Source organism: Corynebacterium aurimucosum (genome assembly GCF_030408555.1).
GTDB classification, from domain to species: Bacteria; Actinomycetota; Actinomycetes; order Mycobacteriales; family Mycobacteriaceae; genus Corynebacterium; species Corynebacterium aurimucosum.
The window spans coordinates 1,680,018-1,697,630 of record NZ_CP047048.1; the positions used below are offsets into that span (position 1 = coordinate 1,680,018).

Here is a 17,613-nt window from a genome sequence, read left to right on the forward strand (position 1 = left end):
CCCTCCGGTCGACACGACAATAAAGACCGGAGGTCTCCCCCGCTAGCAGGCTCTATGCACAGTCCCGCTAGCCGGCGCGACCGGGAACTGTACCGCAGTTGCCGTGTTGACGATCGACGCCGTGGATTGGGGTACTCCCCTCCAAGACTCGTCCTATCCTACACGGAGCTTAGAACGCACCTGTGGAGGGGTTAGCGGAGATTTCTACGGTGCGGGTATCGGCTTCAGCGTCATCTACCCCGCCGGCATCTTCAGCGTCTTGGACCTCCTTCGGGGCCTCTGCTGGGTCAGCGCCCTTGATCATCCAGATGATGGTGTCGAGCTCCTCCGGCTTGACCAATACCTCACGCGCCTTGGAGCCTTCGGAAGGCCCAACCACACCGCGCGACTCCATGAGGTCCATGAGTCGACCGGCCTTGGCAAAGCCGATGCGCAGCTTGCGCTGGAGCATCGACGTGGAGCCCAGCTGGGAGGTGACCACAAGGTCGACGGCCTCCAAGAGGTCGTCCATATCCTTGCCGATCTCTTCGTCGATCTCCTTCTTCGCCTCCGAGGCCTTATCGTCCGTCACACCTTCCGTGTAGTTCGGCGAGCCTTGTGCCTTCGCGGCGTCGACAACCGCCTGCACCTCCTCGTCGGAGACGAACGCACCCTGCATACGCACGGGGCGGCCGCCCTGCGGGATGAAGAGGCCATCGCCCATACCGATGAGCTTCTCGGCTCCACCCTGATCCAGAATCACTCGAGAGTCCGTAAGCGAGGACGTCGCAAAAGCCAGACGAGAAGGAACGTTGGTCTTAATAAGACCGGTCACCACGTCCACGGACGGGCGCTGCGTTGCGAGCACAAGGTGAATGCCGGCTGCGCGCGCCTTCTGGGTGATGCGGACGATGGAATCCTCGATTTCCTTCGGGGCTGTCATCATGAGGTCTGCGAGCTCGTCCACGACACACACGATGTACGGGTACGGGCGCATCTCTCGCTGGGAGCCGGCAGGAGCCTGGTATTCGCCACTGCGGACCTTCCGGTTGAAGTCCTCGATCTTGCGCACGCGGGCAGCCTGCATATCCATGTAGCGCTGCTCCATCTCCTCCACCAGCCACTGCAGGGCCGCCGCAGCCTTCTTCGGCTGCGTGATGATGGGAGTGATGAGATGCGGGATACCTTCGTACGGCGTGAGCTCCACCATCTTCGGGTCGACGAGAATGAGGCGGACGTCTTCCGGAGTCGCGCGGGTCAACAACGAAACCAGCATGGAGTTCACGAACGCCGATTTACCCGAACCGGTAGCACCGGCCACGAGAAGGTGCGGCATCTTCTTCACGGAGAAGGAGGTGTACTCGCCTTCGATATCCTTGCCCAAGCCAATCAGCATGGGGTCATGGTCGGCGCGCAGTGCCGGGGAATCCAAGACATCGCGCAGACGCACCATCTCTCGGTCCGCATTGGGCACCTCAATGCCAACTGCGGACTTGCCCGGAATCGGGGTGAGCAGGCGCAGGTTATCCGTCGCGACGGCGTAGGCCAGGTTGGACTGCAGGTTTGTAATCTTCGAGACCTTGACGCCAGGGCCCAGCTCGATCTCATAGCGCGTGACTGTCGGACCACGACTAAAACCGGTGACCTGGGCATCGACCTTGAATTCTTCGAAGACCTCGGTGATGGCCTCGATGATGCGATCGTTAGCCTCCGTGCGTGCCTTCGCAGGTTTGCCGGCGGTGAGCAGGTCCGTCGTCGGCACATCGTAGCCGCCGCCCAGGGCAGTGTCTTCCGCACCACTCGGAGCTGCGGGTGTTTCTTCGGCTACGCTCTGGGCTTCATCCTCAATCTTGGCACCCGTTCGCGCATCACGTCCGGATCGTTCCTGGAACATGCGCACTGCCTCGGAATGAGCGGCGGAGACCACGTCCTCTCCCGCTGAGCCAGCCGACGCTGCGCTTGCCGACGCCTCGGCAGCCGCCGCTCCCAGTGCTGCACCGGCGGCACCGCCGACGTCCACGCGGGGACGCTTTTTCGGTGCTGGTTTGGATACTGACTGCGGTGCCGCCTTCTGCTCCGACTGCGGAGCAGGCTCCGGTTCCGGCACGACAGGGATCTCATCTGTGTCATCGACTCGGCTATCAAGGCTTGGGCGGCCGTGCTGTACCGGCTCCTGGGATACTGGCTGTGCCGCGGAGTCAAAGGAAACCGTGGCATTCTCATCCGGCATCTGCCTCGGGGGCTGCTTCGGTGTCAGCTTCGGGCGCGGGCGCGGAGTATACGCCGGGCGTGCGGGACGCTCGCGCCCTTCGGCGATGGCGTCGATGTCCTCGCTGGCGTAGCCGTAATCGTCCGCGGGAGCGTCGTCAAGCAGCTCCTCATCTGAGCGGTTCTTCCGATCGCGGAGTCCGCCGAGGAGCGCGGAGAACTGGGCGGCCACGAAGTCATATGCCTCGCGCAGGGTGATGCCAGTGATATTGAGCGCTCCGTACACGATGAGCAGGAAAAGCAGTGGCACCGCCACATAGCTGGAGAAGGCCGCTACCAATAGCTCGCCTACTAGATACCCGATGCCACCACCGGCCTCTCCGGCGGCATTGTCCTTCCAGGTCAGCTTCGGGAGCCCAGCGAAAATATGGATGAGGCTGAGCATGCACACCACGATGAGGGCGGTGCCACCCACGACGCGCGGCTTGAAATGGCCCGCAGGACCGGACAGGTCCATCATGAGCGCGATGGCAACCGCAATCAATGCCACGGGAAGGACATAGGCGCCTGCACCAATGACGTAGCGAACAGCATTGGTGAGGTATTCACCGATAATGCCGGCGACTTGGAACCACGTTGCACAGGCAAGGATGATGGCCACACCAATCAGCACGAGCGCAACCGCATCTGGATTAGAGACACGAATGCTCTTCTCCATGCGAGTAGGGCGCTCCATAACGGTCGTCGGCATATCACCGTCGACGTCATGGGCCCGGGTCACCTTGCTCTTCGACGAAGCAGCGCCCTCTGCCCTCTTGCTAGTTTTTTTATTCTTCGCGCGTCCAGAAATTTTCCCTGGCTCCCTCAACTCGTCGTAATCATCAATTGCCCCCTCATCGTGGGGCGCATCATAAGCAGAATCGTAGAGATCCTCGTCCCGGCTTCCCGCTTCAGCTGGCTTAAGCCCAGCGAGGCCATGCCCGACTCCCCGCGCCATGCTTCCCATGCCCTTGGCGGTGGCGCCAAAAACGCTGCCGAGTCCGCGGCCAACGGCACGAAAGGCGCTGCCGGTCCTCTCCTCGGAGGTCTCGGCAGCGCGGGTTGCAGACGTCAGCGAGTAGCTTGTGCGGCCCGACGGCCGCGCCCGATTTACGGTGCGACCTCGACCGGAGGCGCGAGACGGAGCGTTCTTGACAGACATGCCTGCCACTCTAATAGCAAACGCACCATTAACCACATGCGCCACACGCGCATGCTAAAGAATTTTCGCAGTTCAGCCTACAGGCTTGACCTAACGATGGCGGAGGTATCGCCCTCGATCTCAACCCGCGCGGCCTCGCGGCCGAAAGCCCACAAAAGCAATTCGGCCACGGTGCCACGCACCCGCACCACTGCATCGCCTTGCTCCGAAACGTGCCGCTTATCCGCGGCCACGATCGGTGGAAAGCCCTGTGGTTCCAGCACGACAGGACGGCGAGAACGTGATAACAGCCGTGTGCCTAGTAGTTTCAACGGCGCAAGAAGCTCGGCGTGTGCGGCTCGTGACAAATCCCGCGGTTCAGTGTGACCATTGGCGCGGCGAAGATCCTCATGATGCACAAAGTGCTCCGCAGCATTGAACACCGAGTCCGCATAGCGCAAAGGATTCAGTCTGCCCGCTCCCCTACCCCAGGAATCAACAAGCTCCTCATATGCCTTCTGCGCACGAATCTTCCTAGCGATGTCATCAGCATGAGAAGACAGTGCCGGGATAAAAGCCCCGATCGCAGCATCAGGGCGGTTCTCACGAACCCACAAATGCGTTATGAGGTCATGGGCCGACCAGCCCTCGCACAACGTCGGTGCGTCGGGACCAAGTTCATGAAATAACGCCACCATTTTGGCGCGCTCGCTTGAGGAAAACGACATGCGCCCCAGCATACCCACCAAAGACGGGAACGCTGGGGCGCTGTTGGCCTAAAGCCTAGAGCGATTCACGGGAAGCGTGAACTTCGTCGTCGTCAGGCAGCAAGATATCCGAGTTCGTCGGCACAATGGTCGGCAGAATCACCGGCTCGCGCTTGTACTTGGAATCCATGAGCTTCGACACCTTGCGGCGCAGCTTCTGCACCATGCGGTAGGTGTCGTTCTCACCCTCCGCTGCGAGGTCATTCATGGTGTTCTCCACCATCTCAGCCACCTCGGGCACGATTCCGCGGTCATCGTCGGAGAAGCCCGTTGTGGACACCGTCGGGTGCTCGAGCAGGCGCGAGGTGCGGTTATCAATGACGCAGGTGATGGAAACAACGCCGCCAGCACCCAGGTTGGTGCGGTCCGCCAGGGTATCGGCGTCGACATCACCCATCGACACACCATCGACGTAGAGGTTGCCCACCGGGATCTGGCCGACAACTTCAGCGCGGCCGTTGCGCAGATCGACGACAACACCGTTCTGAGCCAAGACCACGCGGTCGCGGGCCACACCGGTGGAAATAGCCAGCTCCTTGTTCGCGCGGAGGTGGCGCCACTCGCCGTGCACCGGCATCGCGTTCTTCGGGCGGGCAGCGTTGTAAAGGAAGAGCAGCTCGCCCCCGTAGCCGTGGCCGGAGGCGTGAACCTTAGCTTCCTTGTTGGTGATGACTTCAGCACCAATCTGAGAGAGCATGTTGATAACGCCAAACACGGCTTCCTCGTTACCCGGAATCAGGGAGGAGGAGAAGATGATGAGGTCACCATCGCGGACCGTGATCTGGCGGTGCTCGCGGCGGGCCATGCGGGACAGCGCCGCCATCGGCTCGCCCTGGGTACCGGTGGTAATGAGCAGCACCTTGTGCGGAGCCATCTTGGCTGCTTCATCGATCGGGATAATGGTGCCGCGCGGCACCTTGAGGAAGCCCATCTTCTCCGCAATTTCCATGTTGCGCATCATGGAGCGACCGTTGAAGGCAACCTTGCGGCCGGCGGCGACGGCGGCGTCGATAGCCGCCTGCACGCGGTAAACGTTGGAGGCGAAGGAGGCGATGATCACACGTTGCTTGGCCCCAGACACCAGGCGTTTAAACGTTGCCGGAATGTCGCCCTCAGAGGCAGACACACCCGGAATGTTGGCGTTGGTGGAGTCACACAGCATGAGGTCCACGCCCTCATCGCCGTAACGCGACAGGGCCGGCAGATCCGTCGGACGATTATCCAGTGGGGTCTGGTCCAGCTTGATATCACCGGTGTGGATGATGTTGCCGGCCGGGGTACCCAGCATGACGCCAAGCGCATCCGGGACGGAGTGGTTCACTGCCCAGAAACGGCAGCGGAACGGACCGTAGTTCACATCGGACTTCTCGTTGACCTCTACGAACTTCGGCTTCTGGCGGTGCTCCTTACACTTGGCCGCGATCAGCGCAATGGTGAAGCGCGAAGCCACGATCGGGATATCCGGGCGCAGCTTCAGCAGCCACGGAATCGCACCGATGTGGTCCTCGTGTGCGTGGGTGACGACGAGCGCCTTGACCTTGTGAATCTTCTTCTCAATCGGGCCAAAGTCCGGGAGAATCAGGTCCACGCCCGGCTCACCGGAGGACGGGAAGAGCACACCACAGTCGATGATGAGCATTTCGTCCTGGTACTCGAAGACGGTCATGTTTCGACCGATCTCAGAAATACCGCCCAGAGCATAAATACGCAGCGAATCCTTCTGCTGCTTCGGCGGCTCTGGCAGACGCTTAGTCAAGTCCGCGCCCTGCATGGACTTGGGCACATTGCGGCGACCGCGGTTGTTGTTGCGGTTACGGTTGTTACGACCACCGTTGTTGCTATTGCCGTTGTTGTGGTTGTTGTTGCCGCCGCGGCCGCGACCACGGCCGCCACGGGAACCACGAGAACGGGAACGACGGTTGCCGTCGTCAGAGTTTCCAGACTCCTTAGAGGTGGCGCCGGAAGCAGCCGATTCGTTCGGCGCTTGGAAAACCGGCGAAGCCGCCTCATTCGAGGCGGTCTCAGTCTCCGAAGGCGGACCCGCCTTACGGGTTACCTTGCGGGAGCGATTACGGGATTCAGTCATTCTTAAAGGACTCCAGCCTTTTCCAAATCGTGGCGGAGAGCCTCGATCTCCTCCGCGTCAGCCGCGGTAACTGGGAGACGAGGTTCTCCAACTTCAATACCCTGCAGGCGCAGGGCAGCTTTAACAAGAGTTACTCCTCCGAGGCGACCTTGTGCCTCGACGAGCGGGGACAAAGTTTTCGCGTTAATCTCTCGTGCACGTGCAATATCGCCTTCATCGAAGGCTACGCAGAGATCAGCCAGGGCCCGCGGAGCAATATGGCCAATCACGGAAATAACGCCCGAAGCACCGAGGGCCAGCCACGGCAAGTTCAGTCCGTCATCTCCGGAGTACCATGCCAAACCGGTTTCCTGGATAAGCGGTGCGGCTGCTACAAGGTCGCCCTTGGCGTCCTTAACAGCCTTGATGTTCGGCACCTCCGCGAGGCGAAGAAGGGTCTCCGTCTCAATCGGAATGCCCGAGCGGCCAGGAATGTCGTACAGACAAATTGGGAGGTCCACGGCGTCAGCCACAGCGCTAAAGTGCGCGTACACACCAGCCTGGGAAGGCTTGGAGTAATACGGGGTCACGACCAGAAGGCTGTCTGCTCCCGCATCAGCGAAAGCGCGCGCTGCCTCAATACTGGTGGCGGTGTTATTAGTTCCCGCACCAGCGCACAACTTAGCGCGGCCGCCTACCTCTTCCTTTACAGCTGCGAACAGCTCCAGTTTCTCATCCAACGACGTCGTCGGTGATTCGCCCGTGGTCCCAGACAAAATGAGCGAATCTACGCCGTTATCAACCAAATGAGCTGCTAGGCGACGACCAGCGGACACGTCCAAGCCGCCGTCCTGGTCAAATGGAGTGACCATAGCTACGCCTACGCGTCCGAAGGTGTCGACGCCTGCCTGTGCTGTCATACCTGTGCTCATAGGCGTCAAGATTACCTGCTTTCGCCCCCATTGGCCGCATCGGGGTCGTGCGCGAGTCTCCTACTGAGTGCTTTAAGCGTAGGGACTCGAGGCCATTTCGGTACCGTCAGCCAGGGTGGTGATATGGAAGTCGTCGAAAAGCACCGGCGATTGCTCCCGCAAGAGCTTTAAACACGTGACGGCGAGCTGGCGCATCTCTGTATCGGCCTGTTCAGTCGCCCGCGCGCCAATAAAGTGACGCCACGCGCGATAGTTTCCCGTCACGACGATGCGGGATTCCGTGAGATTGGGTAATACCGCACGCGCTGCTTGTCGAGCCTGTTTCTTGCGCAGCAATGCATTTGGCTCCTCTTCCAGCTTGGACTCGAGAGCGTCAAGGAGCTCCTCGTAGACAAACCTCGCTTCGTCGGCCGCCTGCAAGGTCAACCGCGTTAGCTGTTCATCCTCCGCAATGAATTTGGGCAGAACTACCTCGGCTTCCTCGGAATGCACAAAGCGCTGCGAGAGCTGCGAGAAGGAGAAATGACGGTGGCGAACCAGCTCATGCGACGCCGACCGCGACAGTCCCCGTATATAGAGCGTCGCCGTGGCATGCTCCAGCAATGCATCGTGGCCTACCTCCAGAATGTGGTGCAGATAGGCCTGATTTGAGGCGGTACGGGGATTCGGCTTGTCGAAGGACTCATAACAGGCGCGCCCGGCAAATTCGACTAGAGCCTCGCTTTCCGACGCCCCCTCATCAACCTCCCAGTCCACTCCTCGCGGCGCATGGAAAGCGGTTGCCGCAATGAGCTGGACATCAAGCTCAGAGACTTTTGCCATTACAGCCCCAAGTACTTCTCAAGTCCCACGGTCAAGCCTGGGTGGGATGCAATTTCTCGTACACCCAGCAGAACACCGGGGGTAAAGGAAGAGCGGTCATAGGAATCCTGACGGATGGTCAAGGACTGGCCTTGAGTGCCGAAGATAACTTCTTCATGAGCCACCATTCCCTGCATACGGACTGCGTGGACGTGAACACCATCGACGTCTGCGCCGCGCGCTCCATCGAGAGACTGCTCGGTCTTGTCCGGCATAGCGTCCAAGCCTGCCTCCTGGCGAGCCTTTGCAATGCCCTGCGCAGTATGGACCGCAGTACCGGACGGCGCATCGAGCTTGTTCGGGTGGTGGTATTCGACTACCTCGGCACTGTCAAAGAACTTCGCCGCCTGTGCGGCAAACACCATGGTCAGTACAGCTGAAATAGCGAAGTTCGGGGCGATGAGAACGTTGCCGGCGCCCTCTTTCTTAGTCCACTCCTCCACCTTGGCTAGGCGTTCTGAATCGAATCCCGTGGTCCCCACAACAGCGTGGATGCCATGTGCGATGCAAAACTCTAGATTATCCATGACCGATGCCGGCTGGGTGAAGTCGACGGCGACCTCGGCACCAGATTCAACCAGCTTCTCCAACGGGGTCTCGCGGTCGATGGAAGCAACTAGCTCCAAATCCTCTGCCGCATTAACGCCTTCCACGATTGCTTGGCCCACGCGCCCTTTAGCCCCCAAGACGCCTACCTTGATAGTCATTGACAATCCCTTCATACGTGTTCGTGCGGTTAACTGTGCCCAGTCTATCCCTGACACCGGCGAGGTTTCAGACAGGGCTCAAAAGGCTGCCTTTAATACGCATCTTCTTCCTTTCGTTGCGGACACAGGCGACACCACTCAAATCATTCGGCATCGAATGTCCTGGCTAACCCATGGTGGCTACCCCCGTTTATAGTGACGACTTGACATGAATTTAGTGCTGGCTATGGCTATGTGGGGTGTGTGGTACTAGAATCATGGTTAGAACACTTCTTCTAACTCATGTTGATCTCGGGGGAGACCATGACCACTACTGCTACACGCCCGCCTACCTTTTTCTTTTCCACCACCAACCCTAATAATCCACATGCGATGGCCCGTGCTCAAGCCCGAAGAGCCACCTATAAAACCTGGGTCGGGGCCATGCCCAGCCTCGACGCCGATATCAACACCACCGCACTATCCCTAGTGGCTGCCTGGTCACTGCCAGAAGGCCACATCAAATCAGGCCTGCGTGCTATCCACCGGCTAGAAAGTCTGCCGAAAGTCAAAGCCATACAAGACACCCACTGCCTGCTGGATATTGAATCCCTCATTGCTATCGATCAACCCATGTCAGCACTGACAGCCTTGAGCGGTGAAACCCTAGAGTTCATCGACACCCTCCTGGCTGACTTCTTTACCCCTTCTAAACCGAATCAGGCTTTTCCTACACGTAGCCAAATCAGGCGCAAAGTCCGCGATATATGTAAAACACTGGATGATTCCATTGCCTATCGGGATACCCGCCCTAAAGATACCTACCGGTTTTCCTCTAACGGCACCTCAGCGTGGTTGGAACTGCAGGTTGAAGAAGACACCGGCATGAAACTTGATGCCTTCATCCACCAGACCGCAACCAAGGAAGACATCACTGTCCCTGAGGCAGTCATCAAACTGCTTTCCGGTGAAATACAGCCACCAGCTACGGTGGTGCTCCACACCTACCAGGCCTGCGATATTGAGGATGCACCGACCTTTATTGAAGGCTTCGGCTGGCGGGCTAAACCCATGCCACATGACAAGACGCGGGATTTAACCGAAGAGATAAAAGAGGCCGATGGCTACCAGCCAGGAATCATCATGCGCAAACTTGTCGAAGGCCGCGACGGTACCTGCCGGGTCGGCGGCTGTGGCGAGCCTGCTTTTCTCAGCCAGTTGGATCACCGACACAACTGGGCCGAAGGCGGACCAACCCACCCGAAGAACCTAGCGTGTTTATGCCAAAGCCATCACAACATGAAAACCGATGGCACCCTCAAATACCTGCTCGACCCCTACAGCGGGGATGTCATCTGGCTATATGAAGACGGCACCTGGACTATTACCGAAGCCGACGGGCCCCGCTAGCACCAAAACAGAAACGCTGGGCACAAACAGTCGCCCAACACATCACCGCCACCAGAAAACGCATCCGCGAGGAAGCCCAACATTTAAAACAAGAACTCGACGACTACGCACAACAACAAGCCCAAGCCCAAGCCCAAGCCGAGGACGCGGACAACACCGACACAGATGCCAGCACCGACGACATCCCCTTCTAAACCCCGCCGTCGAATAAAACGACGACACCAATCCAGCAGAGAGTGAGGTTACCCTCGTTTAGTGGACACCCTATTTGTACGGATCTTGTGTCCGTAAGAGAGGATGTTCATTGTGAGTCAACAGCGCAAGAAGTACACGCCGGAGTACCGGCGTGAGGCCGCGAACCTGGTAATCGAGTCAGAGCGCCCAATTGCCCATGTGGCTAAGGAAATCGGTGTTTCCGCCGGGCTTTTAGGCCGGTGGGTCAAACTCGAGCGTGAACGCCGAGGAGCCTCGGATGGGATGAGTGAGGCTGATCTTCGTGCTGAGAATGCTCGTCTGCGCCGTGAGTTGGCGGAAGCCAAGATGGATAACGAGTTTTTGTCAAAAGCGACAGCCTTCTTCGCTTTGAGGCAACGCGAGCAGAAAAGTTCGAACTAATGCAGCAGGAGAAGGCGAACTACAGCATCAAGCGCATGGCACGACTATTAAAAGTATCTCGGTCTGGATACTACAAATGGGCCCATGTGCAGCAGAAACGACTATCCGGAAAGGATGATCGGGCAGCATTTTACGATGATGTTGACCGTAAGATTCATCAGATTTGGAAAGACTCCGATGAGGTTTATGGTGCTCCGCGGATCACCGCAGAGCTTGCCGAGCGCTACCACATTTCGCTTAACCGTAAGACTGTGGCGAAGCGGATGCGCATGATGGGCATTGAAGGGATTTCACCGCGTGCCTTTGTCCCGGTGACTACAATCCAAGCCAAGCGTAAGTCGAGTCTTCCTGACCTGGTCAAGCGCATGTTTGATACTGGTGAGCTCAACCGAGTGTGGATGTCAGATATTACCTACCTTCGCACCGGTGAGGGCTGGTTGTACTTGTGCGCGGTCCGCGATGGTCATTCCCGCAGAGTGCTGGGCTGGGCTATGGATAGCGTGCAAGACACACACCTGGTCGAACGGGCCCTGCGGATGGCGCATACACTGCGCGGTGATGTTCCTGATGGGCTGGTGTTTCACGCTGACCGCGGAACGCAATTTACCAGTGAGAAGCTCTGGGAGGTCTGCAGCAGACTGGGCATTGCTCAGTCTGTGGGGCGTACTGGTGTGTGCTTCGATAACGCGATGGCTGAGTCGTTCTGGTCGACGCTAAAGACTGAATTCTACGACCGTAAGCGATGGCCTACCCGTGATGCTGCACGCAAGGCCGTTGCCTACTGGATTGAAGTCGTCTACAACCGTCGGCGCCGGCACTCTGCACTCGGAATGGTCAGCCCCGTCGACTTCGAGAACCACACCGGCGCAATCAACAGCAGAAAAGAAATAGCTGCCTAACCACTAGGTAGCTCCACTACGTGTCCACGATTTGCGGGCAACCCCAAGAGGAAAGAACCCAAGAAACCAGGAACACAACCACCGTCGTCACAGACGACGACTGCACTGCCGAAGCCCAGTCAGGCTCGCCCCAACTGTTGCCATTGGAACCGGCTGGACTTAGTCATGCCGGTTAGGATGGAGTGAATGCAGATCTACATTGCCTCAGTCCCCGTCGATGATGTTGCCCTCGCTCACGACTTCTATGTCAATACGCTCGGCTTTCGAGTCAAGGACGATGTAACCCACGGAGACTTTCGGTGGCTCACGGTCACCAATGCGGAAGGCCAAGGGGATATGGAGCTCCTGCTCGAGCCCAAGGCCCATTCCGCGGCCAAGGACTACGCAGCAGCACTCAAGGCTGACGGTGTCCCCGTCACCCAGTTCCTATCCGCAGACGTGGAGCGAGAATATAGCGAGCTCACTGAAAAGTGGGAGTGCATTTCACTATGGTGCCGACCGACGTCGGCCCCTCCATCATCGCCGTCTTCGATGACACCGTAGGCAACCTCATCCAACTGGTACAGCTCAAGAAATAGAGAATAAAGAATGTCACACTTACCTTCTTCCGTCGCTATCATCGCAGCCGTTAGCGCCCTATGCGTAATGCCTCTAACTGCATGCGCGGAGCGTGGGTCAGACACGACTCCGGCACCGCAGTTCAGTGCAATTCCGTCTAGCTCCGCTGCTATCGATGGGCCGGAGCCGCCGTCCAGTGACACGCAGAATGCTCTCTCACAACAGGATGCCAATGTTGCTGCCTTTGCGGGTATGGGGACGGCTGCGATTGATGACAAACACCACATGCCAGATCGGTTGGGCGGCCTCATTCCGACGGGCGTGCGCGTAGGTGCTCACGACGGTTTCACGCGGGTGGTGGTTGACCTCGAGGGAGAAGGTGAGCCCGGCTGGTTCACCGCCTATACCGACGATCCTCGTCAGCAGGCATCAGGTCATCCAGTCGAAGTAAAGGGAAGCACTTTTCTCAATCTGGGGGTCGAAGGAACTCCGTGGCCTTCCACACCCGATCTCGAAGAAAGGTATATGAAGCCAGGAACTACTCCCGGTACTGGTGTGGTGAGCGAAGTCGTATACACGACCTCATTCGAGGCACAAACCCAATTGATCATTGGACTACAGAAGAAGACACCGTACTCAGTGACTTTCCTGGAGGACCCTAAACGCCTAGTTCTCGACTTCCAGGTTTGACGTGTGGTGAAACGATAAGGGCCCTGTCCCCAGCTAATTTCTGGGTTACAGGGCCCTTGATCTAGGAGGTCCTAGTGGTCCTAGCTAGTCCGAGGATTAGTCCTCCTCAACCGGAACCAGGGAGATTTTGCCGCGATTATCAATGTCGGCAATTTCGACCTGAATCTTATCGCCAACATTGACGACGTCCTCGACCTTCTCAATGCGCTCGTCGCCACCGAGCTTCGAGATGTGTACGAGGCCGTCACGACCCGGAGTCAGGGAAACGAAGGCACCAAAAGCCACGGTCTTCACCACGGTGCCAAGGAAACGCTCACCCACCTTCGGCAGCTGCGGGTTAGCGATGCTATTCACGCGGTCGATCGCAGCGTCAGCTGCTTCACCGGTAGCGGCAGAGATATACACAGTGCCGTCTTCCTCGATGGAGACATCGGCGCCAGTTTCCTCAGTAATGGCGTTGATAGTCTTGCCCTTCGGGCCAATGAGCTCACCAATCTTGTTCACCGGGATAGTCACCGAGGTAATGCGCGGAGCCAGGCCAGACATCTCGTCTGGACCCTCGATGACCTCAGACATCGTGTCGAGGATGGCGGCACGGGCGTCGCGGGCCTGTTCGAGGGCGTCGGCAAGCACGTGCGAAGGAATGCCATCCAGCTTGGTATCCAGCTGCAGGGCGGTGATGAACTCGGATGTACCGGCAACCTTGAAGTCCATATCGCCGAAGGCATCCTCAGCGCCGAGAATATCGGTCAGCGCCACGAACTTTTCCTTGCCGTTGACTTCGCCCGAGACCAAACCCATGGCGATACCCGCCACCGGAGCCTTCAGCGGAACGCCCGCGTTGTAGAGGGACAGGGTGGACGCACAGACGGAGCCCATGGAGGTAGAACCGTTGGAACCAAGGGCCTCAGACACCTGGCGAATGGCGTAGGGGAAGTCCTCACGGGACGGGATCACCGGCAGCAACGCGCGCTCAGCCAGCGCACCGTGACCAATCTCGCGGCGCTTCGGGGAACCTACGCGGCCGGTCTCGCCGGTGGAGTACGGCGGGAAGTTGTAGTGGTGCATGTAGCGCTTGGACTCCACTGGGGTCAAAGAATCGATCTGCTGCTCCATCTTCAGCATGTCCAGGGTGGTCACACCCAGGATCTGGGTCTCGCCACGCTCGAAGAGAGAGGAGCCGTGTGCACGCGGGATCAGATCAACCTCCACGCCGAGGTCACGGATATCGGTCACACCACGGCCATCGATCCGGAAGCCCTCGGTGAGGATCTTGGTGCGCACGATGTCCTTCATCACGGCGTTGAAGGCGTTGCGGATCTGTTTGGATGCATCGGTCTCGTCGAGGTCATCAAAGTCTTCGATGAGCTTAGCCTCGACCTGCTCCATGTACTCATTAGTGGCGTCGTCGCGGTCCTGCTTACCCGGGATGGTAAGCAGCTTCTCCAGCTTCTTGGAGGCTGCCTTTTCGACGGCCGCGTAAACATCATCACCGTAGGGCGGGAAGAGCGGAAACTCCTGCGTCTCCTTCGCTGCACGCTCCGCCAGACCTGCTTGCGCTTCACACAGGGACTTGATGAAAGGCTTCGCAGCCTCCAAGCCCTCAGCCACGGTGGACTCCTGCGGAGCCGGTGCACCTTCCTTGATACGCTCGGCTACGTTCACACCAGCGCCGGCCTCGACCATCATGATGGCTACGTCGTCCTTGCGGCCCTTCTTCACGATGCGGCCGGCAACGACCATCTCGAAGAGAGCACGCTCGTGCTGCTCGTTATTCGGGAAGGCCACCCACTGGCCCTTCGGGTACTTATCATCAGCAATCAGTGCCATGCGCACGCCGCCCACCGGGCCGGATACCGGCAGGCCAGAGAGCTGGGTGGAGGCGGAAGCGCCGTTGATGGCAACGACATCGTAGTACTCCTCCGGGTCCATGGAGAGGACCGTGACAACGACCTGAACCTCGTTGCGCAAGCCCTTCACGAAGGTTGGGCGCAGCGGGCGGTCGATGAGGCGGCAGGCCAGGATAGCTTCGGTGGAAGGGCGCCCCTCGCGGCGGAAGAAGGAACCCGGGATTTTACCCGCGGCATACATGCGCTCCTCGACGTCCACGGTCAGCGGGAAGAAGTCGAAGCCTTCGCGCGGCTGGTTAGAAGCGGTGGTCGTGGACAGCAGCATGGTGTCCTCGTCCAGGTAAGTGGTCACGGAGCCACCGGCCTGGCGAGCCAGCTGGCCCGTCTCAAAACGGATGGTGCGAGTGCCGAAATCGCCGTTGTCCAGGGTGGCGATGGCCTCGGTGATGCCGTAATCGTCGTCGATAAGAAACTCGACGGAATTGTTCGGTTGCTTTTTAGCGTTCTTAGCGCTCATGGATATAACTCTCCTTGGAGCTGTCATGGCGATCTTCGGTGCCGCCTCTTCTTCGATGTTTTCTGACAACGTCCAAGGATTTTAGCAGATGAGACAAGAAAACCCCCGCACACAAGGTGCGGGGGCCAAAAGTTAAGCGCTTAGCGGCGCAGACCCAGGCGAGAAATCAGGTCGCGGTAACGGTCAACGTCGTTAGCGGCCAGGTACTTCAGCAGGCCACGACGGCGACCAACCATGAGCAACAGACCACGGCGGGAGTGGTGATCGTGCTTGTGATCCTTGAGGTGCTCGGTCAGGTTGTTGATGCGGGAAGTCAGCAGCGCAACCTGTGCCTCCGGGGAACCGGTATCGGTCTCGTGCAGGCCGTACTCCTTGAGGATTTCAGCCTTCTTCTCGGTGCTCAAAGCCATGGAAAATCTCCTATTGTATTTCAGTCCACATGAAATGTTGCGCCATGAGGCGCTGCCCGTGACTACTGTGGACCGCAGTCAGCAAGCCGAAGTAGAAGTATAGAGGCTGCCGAGCTTCGACATCAAATCATCAACAAAGCGCGCGTCATCTACCGCAACGGCCACACGGGTGGTGGGGTTATCCAAGCGTTCCGGGTCACCGATTGTGCGGCCAGTATCCTCACACCGCAGATTGAGGTCGAGGCAGGTGACCAGCGAGGGATCGGCAGCCACAGCTACCGCTAAAGGGTCGTGGAGCCCGCAACCGCCAAGGTGCGGAGAGGTCGTCTTGTAGGCGCGAATGTAGTAGTCCACGATGTCTGCGTAGATACGACCAGTGGGTGTACCGCGCCATTGTTTCGTGTGCTCCCTGGTGAGCAACGTGCGCAGCGTGACATCGAGCCCCACCATCGTGAGGTCCTGAGCATGGCGGAATACATAGTCCGTGGCTTGGGGATCTTGGAAAACGTTGGCCTCGGCATAAGGAGTGACGTTCCCGGGTACGGTCAGCGCCCCACCCATCATCACGATGCGGGCGTTGCGGGCAAAGTCCGGGTCTTTGCGCATGGCGGCTGCAATGCTTGTCGACGGCCCCGTCGGCACGATAACCAGATCCTCGCCATGCTCACGGACCGAACGGATAAGAAAGCCCACTGCGTCCTCGTATGCCTTGCGGCGCGGCGGAGGCAGAAGTACTTCCCCAAGGCCATTGCGGCCATGGATGAAAGCAGAAATGGGAGCAACGCTAAAGCCCGGCCGCGTCGGACCGATGAAGACGGGGACATCCTCGGCGTCGAGAAGCTCGAGCAACGCCAGCGAGTTACGCACGCCCAACGCCACCGGAACGTTTCCATAGGTACCCGTAACCCCGATCAGCTCGAGATCGGGGTGCGCTAAGGCATAGGCGAGCGCAAGGGCGTCATCAATTCCGGTATCAAGGTCGAGGATGATCTTCATTTAAACCTCGCGGGCAAGAATTTCACGAACTCGGGCAACGTCACGTTCCATAGCTGTCAGGAGCTCCTCCACGGAATTGAATTTCTCCATGTCACGCACATGGTCGACGAAATGCACGGTGGCTTCGTGGCCGTAAAGGTCAGCGTCGCGGTCCAGTACGAAGGACTCCACCGAACGCTCCTCGTCACCAAAGGTAGGGTTGGTGCCTACCGAAATGGCTGCGGGATAAGGAATGCCGGGCTCCATGTCACCTTCCAGAGGGGCGCCGGTGGGCTCAACCACGAACCAGCCCGCGTAGACGCCATCGGCTGGAATGGCGACGGATTCCGGGAAATACTGGTTAGCGGTTGGGAAACCAAGCTCCTTTCCACCACGTCCTGCACCACGCACAACGGGCCCAGTCACCGTGAAATGACGCCCCAGCGCCCAATTGGCGCGCGCAATATCGCCCTTGGCAAGGGCGGCGCGAATGTTGGTGGAGCAGATGCGCTCGCCGTCGTCGTCAAGCAAGGGCACGATGTCAACGCCGAAGCCGAACTCAGCGCCGAATTCCGCCAGCGCCTCCGCGGTGCCGGACGCGCCCGCGCCAAAGGTGAAGTTCTCCCCCACCACGACGTGCTCTGTGTGCAAACGCTCCACCAGGAGATCCGTCACATAGTCGCGCGGCTCGACGCCCCGGAGTTCTTCGGTGAAGTCGATGACGAGCACGGCCTCGATGCCCATTTCTTCCGCCAGCTGCATGCGACGCTCGAAAGTAATCACGGAGAGAGGAGCGCGCTCCGGCAAGAATACGGAGACTGGGTGCGGATCGAAGGTCACCATGACCGCGCGCTGTCCATGTCTGTGTGCGTGCTCAACGGCCTTCCTCACGAGCTGTTGGTGCCCGCGGTGCAGGCCGTCGAAGACACCAATTGTCACCGAGGTCGGGCCAAGGTCAGTGGGGATGCTATCGATTCCGTACCAAATATCCACGGGCACCATGCTATCCCA

General features: G+C 59.0%; 14 protein-coding genes. 4 read left to right on the plus strand and 10 right to left on the minus strand.

The genetic code is table 11. From position 1 onward, the window contains the following. Positions 1-169: 169 nt before the first annotated feature. The 6 genes from CAURIM_RS07930 to dapB form a co-directional block, all read right to left on the minus strand. Positions 170-3,388, minus strand: coding sequence for a DNA translocase FtsK 4TM domain-containing protein (locus CAURIM_RS07930; RefSeq protein WP_201827978.1), 3,219 nt, complete (start codon positions 3,386-3,388; stop codon positions 170-172). Positions 3,389-3,465: 77 nt separating this feature from the next. Continuing rightward, entirely contained in the window at positions 3,466-4,107 is a 642-nt protein-coding gene (locus tag CAURIM_RS07935; RefSeq protein WP_201827975.1) for a TIGR03085 family metal-binding protein, read from the minus strand. A 43-nt stretch (positions 4,108-4,150) separates the two neighbouring features. Continuing rightward, positions 4,151-6,220, minus strand: coding sequence for a ribonuclease J (locus tag CAURIM_RS07940; protein ID WP_070446719.1), 2,070 nt, complete (start codon positions 6,218-6,220; stop codon positions 4,151-4,153). 2 nt (positions 6,221-6,222) lie between these two features. After that, positions 6,223-7,131 carry a 4-hydroxy-tetrahydrodipicolinate synthase gene (gene dapA, locus CAURIM_RS07945; RefSeq protein ID WP_070446718.1) on the minus strand — a complete coding sequence of 303 codons (909 nt, stop codon included), beginning with the start codon at positions 7,129-7,131 and terminating at the stop codon, positions 6,223-6,225. A 72-nt stretch (positions 7,132-7,203) separates the two neighbouring features. After that, on the minus strand, positions 7,204-7,953 hold the full coding sequence (gene thyX, locus CAURIM_RS07950) for an FAD-dependent thymidylate synthase (protein WP_070513046.1): 750 nt from the start codon (positions 7,951-7,953) through the stop codon (positions 7,204-7,206). After that, complete coding sequence (gene dapB / locus CAURIM_RS07955; RefSeq protein ID WP_070644986.1) at positions 7,953-8,699, minus strand: 4-hydroxy-tetrahydrodipicolinate reductase; 747 nt, start codon at positions 8,697-8,699, stop codon at positions 7,953-7,955. The genes thyX and dapB overlap by 1 nt, the downstream gene beginning before the upstream one ends. A gap of 303 nt (positions 8,700-9,002) precedes the next feature. Between dapB and CAURIM_RS07960 the strand changes: the two genes are divergently transcribed. The 4 genes from CAURIM_RS07960 (at position 9,003) to CAURIM_RS07975 (ending at position 12,850) form a co-directional block, all read left to right on the plus strand. After that, positions 9,003-10,088: an HNH endonuclease signature motif containing protein gene (locus CAURIM_RS07960; protein WP_236659259.1), complete on the plus strand. Its 1,086-nt coding sequence runs from the start codon at positions 9,003-9,005 to the stop codon at positions 10,086-10,088. Between the two features lie 297 nt (positions 10,089-10,385). Beyond that, positions 10,386-11,602 (plus strand): IS3 family transposase gene (locus CAURIM_RS07965; protein ID WP_201827686.1). Its coding sequence is split into 2 segments (ribosomal slippage): positions 10,386-10,647 and positions 10,647-11,602, totalling 1,218 coding nucleotides; the frame shifts between segments, so codons are not numbered across the junction. 186 nt (positions 11,603-11,788) lie between these two features. Beyond that, positions 11,789-12,145, plus strand: coding sequence for a VOC family protein (locus tag CAURIM_RS07970; protein ID WP_369816035.1), 357 nt, complete (start codon positions 11,789-11,791; stop codon positions 12,143-12,145). Between the two features lie 45 nt (positions 12,146-12,190). After that, positions 12,191-12,850, plus strand: a complete 660-nt coding sequence (locus CAURIM_RS07975) for an AMIN-like domain-containing (lipo)protein (protein WP_201827972.1) — start codon at positions 12,191-12,193, stop codon at positions 12,848-12,850. A 96-nt stretch (positions 12,851-12,946) separates the two neighbouring features. Here the strand turns inward: CAURIM_RS07975 and CAURIM_RS07980 are convergent, their stop codons facing one another. The 4 genes from CAURIM_RS07980 to CAURIM_RS07995 all read right to left on the minus strand — a co-directional run bounded on the left by CAURIM_RS07980 (position 12,947) and on the right by CAURIM_RS07995 (position 17,604). Further along, on the minus strand, positions 12,947-15,217 hold the full coding sequence (locus CAURIM_RS07980) for a polyribonucleotide nucleotidyltransferase (protein WP_201827968.1): 2,271 nt from the start codon (positions 15,215-15,217) through the stop codon (positions 12,947-12,949). Between the two features lie 140 nt (positions 15,218-15,357). Continuing rightward, positions 15,358-15,627 (minus strand): 30S ribosomal protein S15, encoded by a 270-nt coding sequence (rpsO, locus tag CAURIM_RS07985; protein ID WP_010190317.1) that lies wholly within the window; start codon positions 15,625-15,627, stop codon positions 15,358-15,360. A 78-nt stretch (positions 15,628-15,705) separates the two neighbouring features. Then, positions 15,706-16,623: a nucleoside hydrolase gene (locus tag CAURIM_RS07990; protein ID WP_070547207.1), complete on the minus strand. Its 918-nt coding sequence runs from the start codon at positions 16,621-16,623 to the stop codon at positions 15,706-15,708. Continuing rightward, positions 16,624-17,604, minus strand: a complete 981-nt coding sequence (locus CAURIM_RS07995; RefSeq protein ID WP_070445677.1) for a bifunctional riboflavin kinase/FAD synthetase — start codon at positions 17,602-17,604, stop codon at positions 16,624-16,626. It lies immediately after the preceding gene. Between the last annotated feature and the right edge of the window lie 9 nt (positions 17,605-17,613).

Bases quoted from the DNA above. Each gene is read 5' to 3' on its own strand.
- CAURIM_RS07935 (WP_201827975.1), bottom strand. From the start codon at position 4,107: ATGCTGGGGCGCATGTCGTTTTCCTCAAGCGAGCGCGCCAAAATGGTG.
- dapA (WP_070446718.1), bottom strand. From the start codon at position 7,131: ATGAGCACAGGTATGACAGCACAGGCAGGCGTCGACACCTTCGGACGC.
- CAURIM_RS07995 (WP_070445677.1), bottom strand. From the start codon at position 17,604: ATGGTGCCCGTGGATATTTGGTACGGAATCGATAGCATCCCCACTGAC.
- CAURIM_RS07990 (WP_070547207.1), bottom strand. From the start codon at position 16,623: ATGAAGATCATCCTCGACCTTGATACCGGAATTGATGACGCCCTTGCG.
- CAURIM_RS07980 (WP_201827968.1), bottom strand. From the start codon at position 15,217: ATGAGCGCTAAGAACGCTAAAAAGCAACCGAACAATTCCGTCGAGTTT.
- CAURIM_RS07940 (WP_070446719.1), bottom strand. From the start codon at position 6,220: ATGACTGAATCCCGTAATCGCTCCCGCAAGGTAACCCGTAAGGCGGGT.
- rpsO (WP_010190317.1), bottom strand. From the start codon at position 15,627: ATGGCTTTGAGCACCGAGAAGAAGGCTGAAATCCTCAAGGAGTACGGC.
- thyX (WP_070513046.1), bottom strand. From the start codon at position 7,953: ATGGCAAAAGTCTCTGAGCTTGATGTCCAGCTCATTGCGGCAACCGCT.
- CAURIM_RS07960 (WP_236659259.1), top strand. From the start codon at position 9,003: ATGACCACTACTGCTACACGCCCGCCTACCTTTTTCTTTTCCACCACC.
- CAURIM_RS07930 (WP_201827978.1), bottom strand. From the start codon at position 3,388: ATGTCTGTCAAGAACGCTCCGTCTCGCGCCTCCGGTCGAGGTCGCACC.
- CAURIM_RS07975 (WP_201827972.1), top strand. From the start codon at position 12,191: ATGTCACACTTACCTTCTTCCGTCGCTATCATCGCAGCCGTTAGCGCC.
- CAURIM_RS07970 (WP_369816035.1), top strand. From the start codon at position 11,789: ATGCAGATCTACATTGCCTCAGTCCCCGTCGATGATGTTGCCCTCGCT.
- dapB (WP_070644986.1), bottom strand. From the start codon at position 8,699: ATGACTATCAAGGTAGGCGTCTTGGGGGCTAAAGGGCGCGTGGGCCAA.